This window comes from Micromonospora sp. NBC_01638 (assembly GCF_045209745.1).
GTDB lineage: Bacteria > Actinomycetota > Actinomycetes > Mycobacteriales > Micromonosporaceae > Micromonospora.
Genome location: NZ_CP109273.1, coordinates 3,909,923 through 3,928,533, shown reverse-complemented (window position 1 = coordinate 3,928,533; position 18,611 = coordinate 3,909,923). Strand labels below are relative to the sequence as shown.

12 protein-coding genes are annotated in these 18,611 nt (G+C 72.8%); 3 read left to right on the top strand and 9 right to left on the bottom strand.

Annotated elements, in window-relative coordinates; translation table 11 throughout:
* Positions 1-127 precede the first annotated feature (127 nt).
* Positions 128-1,303 carry a sensor histidine kinase gene (locus OG811_RS18540; protein WP_406067416.1) on the bottom strand — a complete coding sequence of 392 codons (1,176 nt, stop codon included), beginning with the start codon at positions 1,301-1,303 and terminating at the stop codon, positions 128-130.
* Entirely contained in the window at positions 1,300-1,968 is a 669-nt protein-coding gene (locus OG811_RS18535; protein ID WP_406067414.1) for a response regulator transcription factor, read from the bottom strand. Before OG811_RS18535 ends, OG811_RS18540 begins: the two co-directional genes overlap by 4 nt.
* Positions 1,969-2,111: 143 nt before the next feature.
* On the opposite strand from OG811_RS18535, the gene OG811_RS18530 reads away from it, so the two are divergent.
* On the top strand, positions 2,112-3,263 hold the full coding sequence (locus tag OG811_RS18530) for a peptidase C39 family protein (RefSeq protein WP_406067412.1): 1,152 nt from the start codon (positions 2,112-2,114) through the stop codon (positions 3,261-3,263).
* On the opposite strand, the gene OG811_RS18525 is transcribed toward OG811_RS18530, so the two are convergent.
* A complete protein-coding gene (locus OG811_RS18525; protein WP_406075794.1) occupies positions 3,264-4,535 on the bottom strand; it encodes a PQQ-binding-like beta-propeller repeat protein in 1,272 nt (423 codons plus the stop codon).
* Between the two features lie 127 nt (positions 4,536-4,662).
* Here OG811_RS18525 and OG811_RS18520 point away from each other — a divergent pair, with 127 nt between their 5' ends.
* Complete coding sequence (locus tag OG811_RS18520; RefSeq protein WP_406075792.1) at positions 4,663-6,552, top strand: hypothetical protein; 1,890 nt, start codon at positions 4,663-4,665, stop codon at positions 6,550-6,552.
* 12 nt (positions 6,553-6,564) lie between these two features.
* Here the strand turns inward: OG811_RS18520 and OG811_RS18515 are convergent, their stop codons facing one another.
* Entirely contained in the window at positions 6,565-8,358 is a 1,794-nt protein-coding gene (locus OG811_RS18515) for a hypothetical protein (protein ID WP_406067410.1), read from the bottom strand.
* A complete protein-coding gene (locus tag OG811_RS18510; RefSeq protein ID WP_406075791.1) occupies positions 8,358-10,181 on the bottom strand; it encodes a hypothetical protein in 1,824 nt (607 codons plus the stop codon). The genes OG811_RS18515 and OG811_RS18510 overlap by 1 nt, the downstream gene beginning before the upstream one ends.
* A gap of 323 nt (positions 10,182-10,504) precedes the next feature.
* On the opposite strand from OG811_RS18510, the gene OG811_RS18505 reads away from it, so the two are divergent.
* Positions 10,505-11,698, top strand: coding sequence for a hypothetical protein (locus OG811_RS18505; protein WP_406067408.1), 1,194 nt, complete (start codon positions 10,505-10,507; stop codon positions 11,696-11,698).
* A 209-nt stretch (positions 11,699-11,907) separates the two neighbouring features.
* Here OG811_RS18505 and dxs read toward each other — a convergent pair whose 3' ends face one another.
* The 4 genes from dxs to OG811_RS18485 form a co-directional block, all read right to left on the bottom strand.
* A complete protein-coding gene (gene dxs / locus OG811_RS18500; RefSeq protein WP_406067407.1) occupies positions 11,908-13,854 on the bottom strand; it encodes a 1-deoxy-D-xylulose-5-phosphate synthase in 1,947 nt (648 codons plus the stop codon).
* A gap of 161 nt (positions 13,855-14,015) precedes the next feature.
* Complete coding sequence (locus OG811_RS18495) at positions 14,016-15,176, bottom strand: anhydro-N-acetylmuramic acid kinase (RefSeq protein ID WP_406067405.1); 1,161 nt, start codon at positions 15,174-15,176, stop codon at positions 14,016-14,018.
* Between the two features lie 13 nt (positions 15,177-15,189).
* Positions 15,190-16,467 (bottom strand): class I SAM-dependent RNA methyltransferase, encoded by a 1,278-nt coding sequence (locus OG811_RS18490; RefSeq protein ID WP_406067404.1) that lies wholly within the window; start codon positions 16,465-16,467, stop codon positions 15,190-15,192.
* Positions 16,460-18,541 (bottom strand): APC family permease, encoded by a 2,082-nt coding sequence (locus OG811_RS18485; RefSeq protein WP_406067403.1) that lies wholly within the window; start codon positions 18,539-18,541, stop codon positions 16,460-16,462. Before OG811_RS18485 ends, OG811_RS18490 begins: the two co-directional genes overlap by 8 nt.
* Positions 18,542-18,611: the final 70 nt, after the last annotated feature.

The window sequence follows — 18,611 nt, the reverse complement described above, 5'->3', positions numbered from 1 at the left end:
CCTCCGGGGGTCAGCCGAGAGAAACCCGGGGCGCGGAGCCAGTGTTGGTGGACATCGACGCACCCCCCTTCAATCTCGAGCTGACAGAGTGATCTTGCCATCGGCTGAGGGCCGCCCGCAACCCCGTTCAGCCGATGGCGGGCACCGGACCGGGCACCGCCGGGGCGTCCGCCGACGGCAGGGTGACCGTCACCTCCAGGCCACCGCCAGGCTGCGCGATGACCCGTACCGTGCCGCCGTGCGCTGTGCAGACCGCCCGGACGATGGACAGCCCCAGACCCGAGCCGCGGGCGCCGGTGCGTTCCCGGCCGCCACGCCGGAACGGTTCGAACAGCCCCGGCACGTCGGCCTGGTCCACCTCGAAACCGGTGTTGCCCACCACGAGCCAGGACCGGTCGCCGTCGGTGCCGGTACGCACCCAGAGCCGGCCGTGCAGGTGGTTGTAGCGGACCGCGTTCTCGATGAGGTTGCCGGCCAACCGGTCGAGCAACCCCGGATCACCGACGACCGGCGCGGACTCCAGCGACGTCTGCACCCGCAGCCCGATCCGCTCCACCTCGCGGCGCATCGCCGACAACGCGTTCGCGGTGCCGGCCGCGAGGTCACACTCGGTACGCCGGCCCAGCTGCCGCCCGGCCTGCGCCTCGCTGCGGGCCAGCACCAGCAGCGCGTCCACCAGGCCGTTGGCACGCTCGGACGCGTCGCGGACCACGGTCGCCATCCGGCGGTACTCGGCGGCGTCCGCGTCGTCGTCGCTGAGCGTCACGTCGATCTCGGTCCGCATCACCGCGAGCGGGGTACGCAGCTCGTGCGAGGCGTTCGCCACGAAGCGCTTCTGCGCCTCGAACGCGGACGCGATCCGGTCCAGCATGGCGTCGAACGTCTTGGCCAGCTCGGCCACCTCGTCGTCGGCGCCCGAGTAACCGATCCGCTGATCCAGGGTCGCCTCGCCGAGCCGCTGCGCGGTCGCGGTGACCTGGTGCAGTGGGCGCAACGCCCGACCGGCCACCGCGTACGCGCCGGCCACCCCGACCACGCTGATCGCCAACAGCGCGACCAGGCCCTTGGCCAGCAGCTCCCCGGAGGCGGCGTCGACAAGTTGCCGCTGCCACTGGGCGGCGTCCATCTGCCGACCGTCGGAGAGCAGCACGATCGTGCCGGGCAGCAACTCGTCGGTGGGTCGCAGCGCGTCGCGGACCAGCAGCCAGGCCAGCAGCACGAGGATCGCTCCCGCGCCGATCAGCAGCACCCCGTTGAGCAGGGTCAGCCGCAACCGCAGGGTGGGCCGCAACCGGCGGCTCATGCGCCCACCTCGGCGGTGCGGTAACCCGCGCCGACCACCGTCTCGATGAGCGGCGGGTCACCGAGCTTCTTGCGCAGCGTCATCACGGTGACCCGGACGATGGTGGTGAACGGGTCGGTGTTCGCGTCCCAGACCCGTTCCAGCAACTCCTCGCTGGAGACCACCGCGCCGCGCGCCTTGAGCAGCTCACTGAGCACCCCGAACTCCTTGTTGGTGAGGTCGACCGGCACCCCGGCGCGGGTGACCGCCCGGCGGGCCGGGTCGAGCACCAGGTCGGCCAGTTCGAGCACCGGCGGCGCGGCCGGGGTGGCCCGCCGGCCCAGCGCCTGCACCCGGGCGACCAACTCGTCGAAGGCGAACGGTTTGGGCAGGTAGTCGTCCGCGCCGAGCTGCAACCCCTCCACCCGGTCGGCCACCGTGCCACTCGCGGTGAGCATCAGCACCCGGGTCAGCGTGCCGGAGGCGGCCAGGTCGGCGCAGATCTGGTCACCGTGCACGCCCGGCAGGTCGCGGTCCAGCACCACCACGTCGTACCGGGTGACGAACGCCGCCTCGTGGCCGGCGTCGCCGTCGTACGCCACGTCGACCGCCATCCCCCGCTTGCGCAACCCGCGCGCGATCGCGTCGGCGAGGTTGCGCTCGTCCTCCACCACCAGTACCCGCATCCCCGGCCTCCTCGCTGCTGACCACCGCCAACCTAGTGCCGGCCGGCAACCATCGTCCCTCGCCGCCCGCGCCGGTCGACGTTGCGGGCCATTGCGGCGTACGCGATGCTGTCCGGCGGCACCGAGCGACGGACGGACCGGACATGACGATCGCGGCACCACCCACCCGGCGGGACATCGCCTACCGAGGCTTTCACCTGCCGGCCGACACGACGGCCGGCGGCGACGGCCTGCTCGCCACCGATCGAGGGCTGGCCCTTGACGGTGCCGGCGAGCGGGGCACCTGGACGTCTCCGCCGGTGCGGGTCGGCTTTCCGGTCGCCGAGGTGGTGCCGTCCTGGACCGCCGACAGCCCGGACGGCTGCTGGATCGAGATCGAACTGCGCGGCTGGCACGGTGACGCTCCCGCCACCGACTGGTACCGGCTGGCCCGCTGGGCGGCCGACGACCACGCGGTGCGACGCACTTCGGTCCCCGGGCAGCGCGACGGCGATGCCCGAGTCGACACCGACACCCTGATCGTGACCGGCGCGACGGTCAGCGGTTGGCAGGCGCGGGTGACCTTGTGCCGGCCGACCGGCACCCCGACCAGCCCGGTGCTGCGCAGCATCGGCGCGGTCGCCACCGGGCCCACCCCGACCGGGCCGACCGGGCCGGAACACGGCGCGGACTCGGCCGCCGCCCGTGGGCGGGTGCTGGACGTGCCCCGCTACTCGCAGCGGCTGCACGCCGGCCAGTACCCACAGTGGGGTGGTGGTGGCGACTCCTGGTGCAGCCCCACCTGCACCTCGATGGTGCTCGCCTACTGGGGTGCCGAGCCGGCGCCGGAGCGCTACGCCTGGGTGCAGCCGTCCGGCCCGCGTCCGGTGGTGGTGCACGCCGCCCGGCACTGCTACGACCACGCGTACGCCGGGGCCGGCAACTGGCCGTTCAACACCGCGTACGCCGGTCTGCACGGCATGGACGCGTTCGTCACGAGGCTGCGATCGCTGGTCGAGGCGGAGGCGTTCGTCGCCGCCGGTATCCCCTTGATCGTCTCCGCCGCGTTCCGAGCCGACGAGGTGCCGGGGCTCGCGTACGACACCGGGGGGCACCTGATGGTGCTGGTCGGCTTCACCACCGACGGCGACCCGGTGCTCAACGACCCGTACGCCCCGGACGACGACTCGGTCCGTCGTACCGTCCCCCGAGGACGGTTCGAGGCGGTCTGGCAGCGCGGCAGCGGCGGTGTGGCGTACGTGCTTCGCCCCCCGTCGGTGCCGCTGCCCCCACCGCCCGCCCAGGCCAACTGGTGATCAGTCGGGCAACTGCCACAGTCTGAACGAACCGTCCACGTGCCGGCACTGCAGTTGGTCGACGATCACCTGACACTCCCCGGTGGCACCTGGCAGCACGTCCAGCATGCGCGCCGTCCCGGCCGGGACGTCCAACTCCGCGACGAGCAGCCCACCGTCCGGGTGCCGGCGCACGCCGATCAGCGGGCCGTCGAAGCCGAACTGGGCAGGCTCCCAACGGCCCAGTTCGGCCAACACCCGACCGGTCATCGGATCGAGCACGACGAACTCCCGTAGAGCGGTGTCCGGGTTGTTCGACACGCTGGTCAACAGCCGTCCGCCGATTGGAGTCACCCACGCCCAGCGGCCGCGCCACCGCACCTCGCCGGTCGCGACGTCGACCGCCCGCAGCCCGGCGGAACGGGTCTGCAGACACAGGACCGGGCCGCAGTCCTCCACGAAATCGACTCGGCCGAACGTGCTGCTCCAGCGCCGGTCCAGCCGGTCCAGCCCGTAGGCGGTGACCGTGACCGGGTCCTCACCGATGGTCAGCAGGAGATCGTTCACCACTTCCACGTACCCGAGCGTCCCGCCGTCGGGTGGGCGCAGGTCGGCCCGGGCCAGCACCGCACCGGTGGTCGCGTCGCGTACCTCGGTCGGGCCGTCCACCTGGTTGAGCACCACCCGGTCCACCCCGGGGCCGGTGTCCCGGACGTTGATGTAGGTGGCGGCGTCGGGTAGTTGCCAGCGCACGGTGCCACAGCAGGGATCGACCGCGCGCAGGCTCTGCGGCTCGTCATCGCCGCCGGACTGCAGCAGCAGGTTGCCGTCGGCCAGCCTTCTGGCGCTGCCCGGCTGCTGCCACCGGTACGCGCCGGTCGCCCGGTCCAGCGCCACCGTGAGGGTGCCCTGACCCTCCGGACCGATCTCGTACCCGGTGGCCAGCAGCATCCCGGCCAGTGGTGCGACTCCCCAGTACCGGGCCACCGTTGGCAGCGACGCCTGCCAGACCGGGTCGCCGCTGGGCAGCCGAAACGCGGCCAGCCGCTGCGGCTCCTGCGCGTTGGTCGTTTCGGTGACCACGAGCAGGTCATCGATGACCACGACCTCAGCCCCCGCCGAGCCCGGCAATGTCACCACGGCCCGCCGGGGCGGCGGCACGGTGGCGGAGGCGAGGGTGGCCAGCACGATCAGGAGGACCAGCGCGCAGCGCAGCGGCCGACCGTGCGCGCGGGGTGGGCGGGGCAGCGGGGCCGGATCCGGCCCGTGCCGCAGCTCACCAAGGTCGATCACCGACAACGATCGTCCTTCCGTCACCGAGTACGGCTGGCCGACGCGTCGACGTCCGGCAAACCGACCGTGGGCGCACCGGCCCGGCAAAAGCGACGCACCCCCGCCTGTACGATGGCGCGTCGTGGCTGTGCCGGTGGTAGACCCTTCGCTGAATTTCGTGACCAACGCCGACCCGGCCGAGGTCGAGCCGACCCGGCGGCCTCGACGCCGCCCGGCCCGAGCCGATCTGTTGGCCCTCGGAGCCTATGTGCTGCTGGGCATCTTCGTCTGCCTCAACTACTGGGGTGACGTCACCGGCCGGGTCTCCTCGCACCTGCCCACCGACCACAGTTGGTTCGAGTGGCTCTTCGCGCATGGCGCGTACTCGGTGCGGCACCTGGAGAACCCGCTGTTCACGGCCCAACAGAACGCCCCCGCCGGGGTGAACATGATGGCCAACACCTCGCTGCTCGGGGTGACCCTGCCGCTGGCCCCGCTGACCATGCTGCTCGGCCCCCAGGTGATGTACGCGCTCTATCTGGGTGGTGCGCTGGCGGCCACCGCCGGCACCGGCTACTGGATGCTCTCCCGCCACCTGGTGCGCTCCCGGGCGGCGGCCTTCGTCGGCGGCGCGTTCCTCGGTTTCGCGCCGGGAATCATCCACCACGCCAACGGCCAGCCCAACTTCGTGTCCAACTTCCTGCTGCCGCTGATCGTGGTGCGGGTGCTGCGCCTGAGTGAGCCGGGCCGGTGGCGGCGCAACGGGCTCGTGCTCGGGGCGCTGGTGACGTACCAGATCTTCATCAACGAGGAGATGTTGCTGCTCACCGCGCTGGCCTGCCTGGTCGTCGTGCTGGCGTACGCCGTGCAGAGGCCGAGGGCCACGCGGGCCGCCGCCGGCACGTTCCTGGCCGGGCTCGGTGTCGCCGGCGGTCTGGCCCTGGTGCTCTCGGCGTACCCGATCTGGTTCCAGTTCAACGGCCCGCAGTCCTACCGTGGGCTGCAGGGTGGCGTCTTCCACAACTGGGGCGAGGACCTGGCCGCCTTCGTCACGTTCGCCCGGGACACCTGGGCCGGTGACCCGGCGGTGGAGAAGACGATCGGGCTGACCGAGCAGAATACCTGGTTCGGCTGGCCGCTGGTGCTGCTCTCGCTGGTGGCTCTGGTGCTGCTCGTGCGCCGGTCGCTGGCCACCCGGATCGTCGCGGTGCTCATCGTGGTGTTCACCGTCGCTTCGATCGGGCCGTGGGTGCGCTTCAACGGTGTGGAGACCGGTGTGCGCGGCCCGTGGTCGTACGTGCCGGACGACCTCCCGCTGGTCGAGATGATGATGCCCACCCGGTTGACGCTGGTGGTCGCCGCCGCGGTGGGCGTACTGCTCGCGTTGACCTGGGACGCCGCGTACCGCCAGGGGCGCCCGGTGGCCGACCGGCCGCGGGTGCCGGCCCAGCGCACGGGCGAACCAGCCCCGGCGACGTCCGACGAGCCGGCCGCGCCGGCCGCGGCGCGCCGTCGGTGGCTGCGCCCGGTGGGGTACGCGGCGGTCGCCCTCGCCGTCCTGCCGCTCTTCCCCCGGCCACTGCCCGCACAGCAGATCGATCCGCCGCCGCACTTCATCAGCGCGGGCGGCTGGCGGCCGTACGTGCCGGCGGGCCGGACCCTCGTGCCGGTGCCGATCCCGAGCAACGTGCACGGCCTGCCGACGTTGCGCTGGAGCGCGCTGACCGGGCAGGAGTTCCCCGTCCCCGGCGGCTACTTCATCGGCCCGAACGAGCTGGGCGAGGGCGTCTTCGGCGCGCCGAACCGGCCCACCAGCAGCCTCATCTACTCCACGATGGACCGTGACGCGGTTGCGGTGCTCACCGACGAGAACCGCCGCCAGGCCGTCGAGGACCTGCGGTTCTGGCGGGCGTCGGTGGTGGTGCTCGGAGCCCACCCGCGCGAGGCGGTGCTGCGCGAGCTGGTCACCGGTCTGCTCGGGCCGCCGCAGCGGGTCGACGACGTCTGGGTCTGGGACGTCCGCGCCCTGGTGGGTTAGCCGATGTGTGGTTCAGCCGACGCGGTCCCGGACGTCCCACACCCACCCGCCGTCGACCGGTCGACCTGGGCCGATCAGGTCATCGACGGTTCGGCGCACCGGGTCACCGTGCTTCAGCCGGCCGAGCACCACCACCGCGGCACGCCAGTGCCGCAGATCCTCGACGGCCTGGCGGCGGTTGTCGTCGGTGAGCACCGGCACCGCGCCGGTCTCGGCCACCCGGCGTAGCAGCACCGACGTGGGCCGGTCCGGCGCCCCCCAGCGGGCCGTCGGGTCGTCCGGGCCGCTGGGGCCGATGAAATAGCCGCCCGGCGCGGGAAACGCCAGACCGGTCCGGGCGGACCAGAGCATCGCGGGGCTGCGCCCGGCACCGGTGACCGGGGGCACCGCGACCACCGTCCGGCCGGGCGGCACCAGCGGACGCCAGCCACCGTCGGCGACGAACGCCGGCACCGGCGCGACCGGCACCACACGGATCGGCGTGGGAACCAGGGGCAGCAACGCGGCGGCGACCGCGCCGGCCCACAGCAGCCGCACCGGCAGGCCCGGGGCAGTCGTCGGCCCGTGCGCGGCCCGGACCCGGTCCAGGGACAGCGCCACCAGCACACCCAGCACCGGTACGCAGACCAGCGCGAACCGGGCCGGCACCGCGAGGTCGAGCAGCGGCAGCTCGGCGACCAGCCGATACGGTCCCGGGATGCCGGTGGCGTTGCCGTCCACCCGCAGCTCGTTGCCGAGCGACAGCAGGGCGAAGACCACGCCAAGGCCGCCCAGCGCCCGGACCAGTGGTCGTCGCCACTGCCAGCTCACGATCACCACGGCGAGCACCAACAGCCCCGGGCCGAAGAACGAGTTCTCCTCGGTCGGATTCGGCGAGAGCAACCCCGGCAGCCAGTCGTCACCGAGCACGGTCTGCCGGGCCGACGCGGTGAAGGACGCAGCGTCCAACTGGAAGCCGTGTGTGGCGAACGCCATGCCCGAGTAGTGCTGCGGGCCGTGGAACTGGAACCACAGCGGGTACGCCAGCGGCACCACCGCCACCCCGGCCGCCACCGCCAGCCGGCCGAAGAGGGCCGGCGCGAGCCGCCGGGCGGCCACCCGATCGGCGAGCGCGTAGCCCAGCGCGAAAACCCCGGCCGCCAGCGCCAGGAAGACCAGCACCTCCTCGCCGATGAAGACCTGCCAGGCGAGCAGCAGCCCGAGGCCGACGCCGGGCCGCCACACACTGTCGTGCGCCGCCGCCGAGGCGGGCCGGAACACCAGGGCGAGGATCGCGGGCACCAGGAACTGTGCGGCGATGTGCAGGTGCGCGCCCGCCTGAGCGATCATGCCCGGGGCGAAGCCGCAGATCAGCCCGCCGACCGCCGCTGCGGACCGGGCGCCGACCAGGCGGCGGCGCAGCAGCACGTACCAGGCGGCGGCGGTGCCGGCGAGGCAGCAGACGACCGCCACGCAGAACGCCACCTGCGAGCCGAAGAGCACGGTGACCGGGGTCAGCGGGACGCCCAAGCCGAGCACCGAGGTGTTCGCCATCAGGTTGACCCCGTCGGGCGCGTTCAACCCGGCACTGTAGAGCGGATTCTCCCCCTCGATTACGGCGTGGGCAGCGTGGGCCAGCATCCACTCGAAGAGGATCTGGTCACCCGCCTGGTGGAACAGCCGCCACGGGTGACCCCACTGGGCGCTGGTCAGCACCACGGCGAGCCCCAGATAGCCGGCCACCACCAGCACGTCCCGAAGCCAGGCAGGCCGGGACGTGCTGGCCGTCGCCGGGGACTCCGCCGGGGACGACGTCCCGGTCGTCATCAGACCGAGCGGTCGGTGAGCACCCGGACGTCCCAGACCCAGACATCCAACTCCTGGCGACCCGGGCCGACCAGCTCCTCGACCGTACGGCGCAGCGGCTCCGCGTGCTGCTGCCGCACCGGCAGCACCAGGATCGCCGCCCGCCAGTGCCGCAGCTCGTCGGTGAACCGGCGGCGCTGCCGGTCGTCGAGCTTGGGCGTACGGCCGGTGGTCGCCACCTCCTCCAGCATCTGGCCCACCCCGCTGGGTCGCCCGCCGAACCGGCCCGCATCACCGGTGTTGCCGTTTCGGGGTGCGAGGAAGTAACCACCGGGAATCTTGAAGTCCAGGTTGGTGGCCGCCGCCCAACGCATGCCGTGCGTGTTGCCCATGCTGGGCACCGGGATCGGCACCAGCGTCTGGTCCGGCCCGACGTAAGCCCGCCAGCGGTCGGCGGTGATGAAGTCCGGCACCGGCGGCCGGGAGACCATCCGCAGCGGCATCGGGGCGATCGGCAGCAGCGCGAACGCCAGGCCGGCAGCGGTGAGCACTCGTACGGTGCGCCGGTCGGCCGGGCGCAACGCCCAGGCGCGCTCGACGGCGAGGGCGAGCAGCAGACCGATCACCACGCTGGTGATCAGACCGAACCGGGTCGGCACCACGGCGTCCAGCAGCGGCAGGTGGACCAGCCACTGCCACGGCCCGCCGATCAGCTCCCGGTCCCACCAGGAGACCCGCTCGCCGAGGGAGAGCACGGCAAAGAACACACCGGTCACCGCGAGGGCCCGAACGATCAGCTCCCGGCGCAGCCAGACCACGATGCCGATGGCGAGCAGCGCCAGGCTCCAGCCGAAGAAGGCGTTCTCCTCGGAGTAGTTCGGCGCCAGATTGATGTTGGCCCGCTGGTTGCCGCCGAGGGTGGGCGAGCCGGGGGCGAAGAAGGCGGCGACGTCGTTGCCGTAGTCCTGCACCGCGTCGCTGAGCCCGTGGTAGGCCATCGGCCCGGCGAACTGCACATACAGCGGGTACGCCAGCAACGCCCCGGCCAGCAGCGCGCAGACCGCCACGCCGACACCCAGGGGCCGCCACGCCGCCCGCCAGCGGGCCGGCTCCTGAGCGAGCACCGCCACCAGGAAGACGCCGCACGCCAGCGCCGTGAACAGCAGAATCTCCTCGTTGATGAACGCCTGCGTGGCAACCAGCAGAGCGAGTAGCGCCCCGTCACGAACCGGCCGGCGGGACCGGGTGAGCGCCAGCACCCGCCAGACGATGAACGGCAACAGGAACTGGCTGATGATGTTCGGGTGCCAACTGGCGTGCGAGAGCATGGCGGGCGAGAATCCGCAGAACCAACCGCCGACCGCGGCCGCGAGCGGGGTACGCACCAGGTGGCGGGAGAGCATGAGGTACCAGGCCATGGCGGTGCCGGCGAGGCCGAGCGTCACCAGCACCACGAACGAGACCGCCGGCCCGAACAGCAGTGTCACCGGGACCATCGGGATGCCCAGCGCCAGCACGGCCGTGTTGGCCATCAGGTTCACGCCGTCGGGATAGTTGAACTGCTCGGTGTAGAACGGGTACTCACCGTGCAGCACCACACGTACCGAGTGGGCGAGGAAGAACTGCACCTGGGCCGGGTCACCGGTGTAGAGCGAGGCCACCCGGCCGGACGGGTCCAGCCAGATCCGGCCGGTCACCCAGACCGCGGCGATGAGGAACAGCCCGCCCACCGCCAGGTGCTGCCGCCGCCGAGTCCACCGACGCCACCACGCCCGCGTCGGCACGGCCGCCACATCCTCGCCTGGCACGTCGGCTTCGGCCCGCGCATCGGGCTCGGCCCGCACATCGGCTTCGGCCCGCACATCGGGCTGGGCCGGTGCGGTGGAGGAGCGGGTCTGCGCGGCAGGGCCGGCGAGGAGGCCGACCGGTGTGCGATAGCTCGCGATCTCGTCGGAGTCGGCTACCGCCTCCGGGTGCGGCGCGGGCAGGGCGCGGGACTCGGCAGGCGTCACAGTCGGCGGAGTCTACCGGAGCAATGAAAACGCCCTAAAGCCCCGGTGGTGTCCAATGTGGTGGGTTCGGGGACGGCCACCTGAGGCCCCGCATCCGACATCTCGTACTATGGCGCTTTCCCACAGCGACGGCGAGGCGATCGGGGGCGGGCCAGGTGACTCCAGGCCGTCGGTACGGCAGGGCGCTTCCCGTCCTGCTGAGCGCACTGCTGACCACCACGGCCTGCGGTCCGGTAGCCGACCGGAAGGCACCGGACCTGCGAGTCGGGTACGACAGCCTGGATGGCACGCTGACAGTGTGGCCGCCCCGAGGCGACCTCTCGGGCGACGCCACGGCCACGGCGGCGGTCACCAGGGCGGTCCGTGACTGGCGCTCCCCGGCCGATGACCGCGCGCACCTGCCCTCGTCCGGCATCCTCTTCTCCGGTCGGGTCGACGCCGCCCCGGTGGCACTCGTGGCCGCCGACGTGCCCGGCGAGAGCGCCTCCTGGCTGCTGCAACTCACCCGCGACGGCGACCGGTACGCGGTGACCCGCGCCACCGAGTACACCGACCCGGGTTACCTCGTCTACTCCGACGTGCTGCCGGTGCAGACCGCCGGCGGTCGGCGTTACCTGGTCTCCGCCCGGGTGCAGACGCTGGTCGGGCCACAGGACCGGACGTTGACCGTCGCGGACGGCCTCAGCGCGCCGGTCGACGTGCCCTCCTGCACGGCTGTGGCGTTGACCGCGACCCTGCGCACCACCGAGTCGCTGCCCCGCGGGCGGGCCGCCGACCGGCTGCTCGACCTGGGCACCGGCACCGTGGATCCGCGCTACCCGCTGGTCCGTGACGAGTCGGGCACCGGCCGACGGGCACTCACCGGCCTGGACACCTGCGTGCTGGCCGGCGACCGGGGGCCGTTCGGCAGCATCCCGCGCCGGATCGGTGACCGGGATGCCCCACGCTCGGTGCCGACGTCCTGGCCGATGGCGAAGCTCACGATCCGCTCGCTCGGCGAGGTCGCCCTCGGCGGTGGCGAGCCAGCCGAGTTGCAGCAGCTCAGCTGGGACACCGACGCCGGTGCGATGACCGCGGTGGTCTACCGGCCGGCCGACGGGGGCGCGCCGGTCGTCTCGCCCGCCGACCGGGCCACCCCGTTGCAGGCGTACCAACTGCCGGTGCCCGGTCAGCCGCTGGTGGTGCTCAGCTGGCGGGCCACCCGGGACAGCTCCCTCTCCGTCCCACCGGGCACCCCGCTGCTGGTCGAGCGCCCGGGCCTCGCGGTGGTGCCGGCGCCCGAGCGCACCGTGACGTTCAGCCTCGCCAACACCGACAAGACCCACTACCGCTCCGTAACACCGCACTAACCCCCACCCCACCCCACCCCTCCCCACCCCTCACCCCCGCGATCTTGCACTTTCTGCCTCGGCAAATAGTGCAGAGCACGCATCGGGGCGACCGAAAGTGCAAGATCGCCGCAGCAGTGGGCGGGGCGGGGGCAGGGCCGGGCCGGGGTTTACGACGACGACGGCGGCGGGCGTCCCTGAGAGGGAGCGCCCGCCGTCGTTCGTTCTCGTCAGTTCTGCGCGGCCGCGTCGCTGGGGGTGAGGCGGTCCGGGGTGGCGTCCAGGCCGGAGATCCAGCCGGTGACGTTGCGGGCCACGTCCTGCGCGGTCAGGCCCAGGTCGGCGAGGATCTGCGCGCGGGTGCCGTGCGGGTGCCAGTCGGCCGGTACGCCCAGGTCCTTGAGCGGCACCCGCACGTCGGCGTCGCGCATCGCCTGGGCGAGCGCATCGCCCACCCCGCCGACCCGGACGCCGTCCTCGACGCTGACCACGAGCCGGTGGCCGGCGGCCAGCTCGACCAGCTCCGGCGGGATCGGGCGCACCCAGCGGGGGTCGACGACGGTGACCCCGTAGCCCTGCTCGGCGACCCGGGCGGCCACCTCCATGCCCAACTGGCCGAAGGAGCCGACGGCGACGAGCAGCACGTCGGTACGCGCCGACTCGGCCAGCACGTCGACCGGACCGACCCGGCGCAGCGCCGGCAGGTCTGCGGCGACCGCACCGGTCGGGAAGCGCACCACGGTCGGGCCGTTGTCGACGGCCACCGCCTCGCGCAGCTCCTCCCGCAGCGTGGCGGCGTCGCGGGGAGCGGCGATCCGCAGCCCGGGCACCACCCCGAAGACCGACATGTCCCAGATGCCGTAGTGGCTGGGGCCGTCCGGGCCGGTGATGCCCGCACGGTCCAGCACGAAGGTCACCGGCAGCTTGTGCATCGCCACGTCCAGCAGGACCTGGTCGAAGGCGCGGTTGAGGAAGGTGGCGTAGACGGCGACCACCGGGTGCAGGCCGCCCAGCGCCAACCCGGCCGCTGAGGTGGCGGCGTGCTGCTCGGCGATGCCCACGTCGTACACCCGCTCGGGGTACTTGCGGGCCAGCTTGGCGATGCCGGTCGGCTCGGCCATGGCGGCGGTGATGCCCACCACGTCCGGGCGCTCGTCGGCGACGGCCAGCAGCTCGTCGGCGAAGACGTGCGTCCACTTCACCGCCGGGGCGGCCAGCAGCGCGCCGGTCTCCACGTCGAAGGCGCCGCCGGGGCCGTGCAGGCAGTCGGCCTCGTCCTCCTCGGCCGGGCGGTAGCCGTAGCCCTTGCGGGTGACGGCGTGCACGATCACCGGACCGCCGAAGTTCTTCGCCGCGCGCAGCGCCGACTCGACCGCAACCACGTCGTGCCCGTCCACCGGGCCGACGTACTTGATGCCGAGGTCCTCGAACATGGCCTGCGGGGCGACCGCGTCCTTGATGCCCTTCTTGACCGCGTGCAGCACCTCGTACATCGGCTTGCCGACCAGCGGCGTGGAGCCCAGGGCGTCCTTGACCGTGTCGAGGACCTTCTCGTAGCCGGGGTTGAGCCGCAGCGAGGAGAGGTGGTCGGCGAGGCCGCCGATGGTCGGCGAGTAGGACCGCCCGTTGTCGTTGACCACGATGACGAGCGAGTTGCCGGCGGTGGCGATGTTGTTCAGCGCCTCCCAGCACATGCCGCCGGTGAGCGCGCCGTCGCCGACCACGGCCACGACGCTGCGCGCCTCACCCCGCAGGGCGTACGCCTTGGCCAGGCCATCGGCGTAGGAGAGCGCGGTGGAGGCGTGCGAGTTCTCGATGAGGTCGTGCTCGCTCTCCGCCTGGCTGGGGTAGCCGGAGAGGCCACCGCGCTGACGGAGCTTGTCGAAGCCGGCCTGACGCCCGGTGAGGATCTTGTGCACGTACGACTGGTGGCCGGTGTCGAACAGGAGCCGGTCCCGGGGCGAGTCGAAGACTCGGTGCATGGCCAGCGTCAGCTCGACCACACCGAGGTTGGGCCCCACGTGCCCGCCGGTGCGGGAGACCTTGGCGATCAGGAAATCCCGGATCTCGGCAGCGAGGACCTCCAGTTCCTCGACGGACATCCGCTTGACGTCCTGCGGACCGCGTACCGTCCCCAGCAGCCGGCCGTGGTTGGCCGTGTCCTCTTCAACACTCATGACCGGAGAGTCTATCGGCCGTGCGGTACTCCGCAGTCCGGCCCGAGCCCCGAGCGTCCGGGCCGGGCCCGGGTCCGGCGGCTGAGCACCCGGTCAGGCAGCGACAGGAGGGCACCCGGACGACCGGCGGCACGCCTGATCAGGCCCGACTGCGCAGCTGGTCAGGCCCGGATGCGCAGCCGGCGCGGCGGGTTGGTCGGGATACCCGGGTACGCCGGACCGGCCGGTGTCCACGAGCCGAGCACAGCGCCCCGGGTGGCGCCGGTCACCGACGGGATCGACCCGGGCAGCCCGTGCCAGGACAGCCAGCCGAGCAGCGCGAAGGCGTACGCCTCCTTGGCCTGCGCGGGGACGCCCAACTCGTCGGCGCCGCGCAGCCGCCACCGGCCGGCGCCCAGGGCGGCGAGCCGACCCAGCAGGGTGGGGTTGCGCACCCCACCACCGGCGGCGATCACCTCGACCACGGCGTGCTGGTCGCACTCGGCGGCCACCACCCGCGCGGTCAGCTCGGTGAGCGTGGCCAGCAGGTCATCCACCGGCACGGGCTCGCCGAGCGCGGCGAGATGCCGGTCCAGGTAGCCGGCGTGGAACAGCTCCTTGCCGGTGGACTTGGGGGGCGCCGCCGCGTAGTACGGCTCGGCCAGCAGCCCGGCGAGCAGCCCGGGATGCACCCGGCCGGCCGCCGCCCGCTCGCCGTCCAGGTCACACGGCCGGCCCAGGAAACGCTGGGCAGCCGCGTCCAGCAGGGCGTTGGCCGGGCCCACGTCGTACCCGAGCACCGGAGCTCCCGGCGCGACCACGGTGAGGTTGGCGATGCCGCCGAGGTTCAGCGCCGCGCGTGGCCCGGCGGCGCCGTCGAGCAGCAACGCGTCGAAGACCGGCACCAGCGGCGCACCCTGCCCACCGACGGCGATGTCCGCCGAGCGCAGGTCACTGAGCACCGGTACGCCGATCCGGGCGGCCACCCGGGCCACCGCGCCCAGTTGCAGGGTGCCCAGGGCCACCCCGTCGGCCACCCAGTGGAAGACCGTCTGACCGGGCGAGACCACCGCGTCGGCCCGCCCACCGGCCAGCTCCAGGCCGACCGCCGCCGCCTCGGCGAAGACCTCGCCAAGACGGTTGTCGAGCCGGCAGACGGCCTCGATGCTGGTGGCCGCCGGGGGCAGCAGCGCGGTGATCTCGGTACGCAACCGCTCGTCGTAGTCCAGGCCACGGTGACCCAGCGGCCGCAGCCACAGGGTGTCCCCCTCGACGTCGAACTCCGCCGCGACGACATCCACCCCGTCGTACGACGTCCCCGACATCAACCCGACGATCTTCATCGGGCCAGGGTAGTCAGGCCGGCGGAAGCAGCAGCCCGACCTGCTCGACGTGCTGCGTCATCGGGAACAGGTCGAAGCCCCGCAGCGCTGCCAACCGCCAACCGAGTTCGGTGAAGGTGCGCACGTCCCGGGCGAAGGCGGCCGGGTCGCAGGCCACGTACGCGACCGCCCGAGGGCCGGCGGCGGCCAGCGCGCGGACCACCTGGGCGCCCGCGCCGGAGCGCGGCGGGTCGAGCACCACCACGTCGACCGGGCCGGTGATCCGTCGGCGGGCCAGCGCGGTCTCCACCCGGGCCGACACCACCTCGACGGAGGGCAGGTCGGCAAGGTTCTGCCGGGCGGCGGCGACGCCCTGCGCCGCGGCCTCCACCAGGGTCACCCGGCCGGTCGCACCGACCCGGGCGGCCAGCCCGGCGGCGAACAGCCCGGCGCCGCCGTAGAGGTCCCAGGCAATCTCACCCGGCTGTGGATCGAGCAGCTCCAGCACCGCCGTGGACAGGGTGTCCGCCGCGGCCGGGTGCACCTGCCAGAACGCGGACGCGGGCAGCGTCCAGTCCCGTCCGGCGGCCACCTCGCGGACCTCGGTCGGGCCGCTGACCGGGCTGGGTACCCCGTCGCGGACCTCCGTGACGGTCACGTCCCCGCCGGTGCTGGCGATGGTCTCCACCGCCTCGGCGGCCGGCCAGCTCGCACCGGTGGAGGGGAGCACCGGCAGCTGCTGAATGGCCGGGTGGGCGATCCGGCAGCGGTCGATGGGCACCACCTCATGCGAACGGTGCTTGAGCAGGCCGGCCCGGTCCGCGGCGTCCACCGCGTAGCGGACGCGGGAGCGCCAGCCCAGCAACCCGCCGGGCAGCGCCTCGACCCGGACGCCCAGCCGGTCCAGCTCGACGTCGGTCAGCCCGCCGAGGCGGACCAACTGTTCGCGTACCACGGCGGTCTTCCAGGCCAGTTGCGCGTCCGGGGCGACGTGCTGCAGGTCGCAGCCACCGCAGGCACCTGGCTTCGCGTACGGGCAGGGCGGCTCGACCCGGTCCGGTGAGGGTTCCAGCACCGTCACCGCGTCGGCCCGGACGAACCCCCGGTGCACCTCGGTGACCTCGGCGATGACCCGTTCACCGGGCAGCGCGTGCCGGACGAAGACCACCTGTCCGTCCACCCGTGCCACGCAGTGCCCGCCGGGGGCGACCGCGTCGACGGTCAGCTCGACGCGGTCCGCCTCGGCGAGGCCACGTTCGGGTGCCGACGACGCCGGAGCGGTCGCGGTCCGCTGCCCGCCCGGCTCAGCCACGGTCGTTCCCGACCGTGCCACTGTCCGCCGGGCCACCCTCGTCGGGCGGTGCGACCACCGGCGGGGCGGCGACCAGCGGCGGCACCGTACGCCGCGGCCCCCGGGCCGGCGTCCGGGACAGCGTGGCGTCCAGCCGGTCCAGGTTCTTGTTCGCTGTCGAGGCGAGCTGCCACGGCACGCTGACCACCATCACTCCCGGTTCGAAGAGCAGCCGGCCCTTGAGGCGCAGGGCGCTCTGGTTGTGTAGCAGGTTTTCCCACCAGCGGCCGACCACGTACTCCGGGATGAAGACGGTGACCACGTCCCGGGGTGACTTGCGGCGGGTGGAGGCGACGAAGTCCAGGATCGGCCGGGTGATCTCCCGGTACGGCGAGTCGATGACGGTGAGCGGGATGGCCATCTCCCGCCGCTCCCAGTCGACCTGCAGGTCCCGGGTGTCCTTCTCGTCCACGTTGACGGTCACGGCGGTCAGCGTGTCCGGCCGGGTGGCCCGGGCGTAGGCGATGGCCCGTAGCGTCGGCTGGTGCAGTTTGCTGACCAGCACGATCGCGTGGTTGCGGGCGGGCAGCACGGCCCGGCCCTCGTCCGGCGGGGTCAGCTCGACGGCGATCCGGTCGTAGTGCCGGCGGATGGCCAGCATCAGCAGGTAGATCAGCGCCATCGCGACGATGGCGATCCAGGCGCCGAGCAGGAACTTGGTGATCAGGACGATCACCAGCACCGCGCCGGTCAGGCCCATGCCGAACGTGTTGATCGCCCGGGAGCGGTACATCCGGCGGCGTGCCTCCGGGTCCCGCTCGGTCCTCAGGTGCCGGTTCCAGTGCCGGATCATGCCGGCCTGGGAGACGGTGAACGAGACGAAGACCCCGACGATGTAGAGCTGGATGAGCCGGGTCACCTCGGCCTGGAAGCCGACGATCAGCACGATCGCGAAGAGGGCCAGGAAGACGATGCCGTTGGAGAACGCCAGCCGGTCGCCCCGGGTGTGAAACTGCCGGGGCAGGTAGCGGTCCTGGGCGAGGATCGAGCCGAGCACCGGGAAACCGTTGAATGCGGTGTTCGCGGCCAGGAACAGGATCAGGGCGGTCACGCCGGCCACCACGTAGAGCAGAATCGACCCGGAGCCGAAGACCGTCTCGCCGAGCTGGGTGGTGACGGTCTTCTGCACGTACCCCTCGGGACCGGAGACGATCTGGAGGGCCGGGTCCTCGACGAACTTCAGGTGGGTCAGCCGGGCCAGCCAGATGATCCCGACCAGCATGCTCACCGAGATGGTGCCGAGCAGCAGCAGCGTGGTGGCGGCATTGCGACTCTTCGGCGCCTTGAAGGCCGGCACCCCGTTGGAGATCGCCTCGACTCCGGTGAGCGCGGCGGCGCCCGAGCTGAACGCCCGCAGCAGCAGGAAGATCAGCGCGAAACCGGTCACGCTGTGCTCGGCCCGGATCACCAGATCGGCGCTGGGCGCGCGCAGGTCGTCGCCGAGGATGAAGACCCGGACCAGCCCGGTGAGCAGCATCGCGCCCATCACGATCACGAAGCCGTAGGTGGGGATGGCGAAGGCGGTGCCCGACTCGCGCAGGCCGCGCAGGTTCACCGCGCTCAGCAGCACCACCGCGATCACCGCGATCATGACCTTGTGGGTGGCCACGAACGGCACCACCGAGCCGAGGTTGGCCACCCCGGAGGAGACCGACACCGCCACCGTGAGCACGTAGTCGACGAGCAGGGCACTGGCCACCCCGACGCCGAACTTCGGGCCCAGGTTGACCGTGGCCACCTCGTAGTCGCCACCACCGGAGGGGTAGGCGTGCACGTTCTGCCGGTAGCTCGCGACCACGGTGAGCATGACCACGACCACGGCCAGCGCGATCCACGGGGAGAACAGCAACGCCGAGGCGCCGGCGATGGAGAGGGTCAGCAGGATCTCGTCGGGCGCGTACGCGACGCTGGACAGCGCGTCGGAGGCGAACACGGGCAGCGCGATGCGCTTCGGCAGGAGGGTGTGCTGCAGCCGGTCGGACCGGAACGGTCGACCGAGGAGAAGCCGCTTCAGGAGCGACGTGGGACTGGCCACGAGCGCCAAGAGTACGACCACCACGCGGGGAGCGCGGGGGTGGGCGATCACCGCTGCTCGCAGCGGCGGG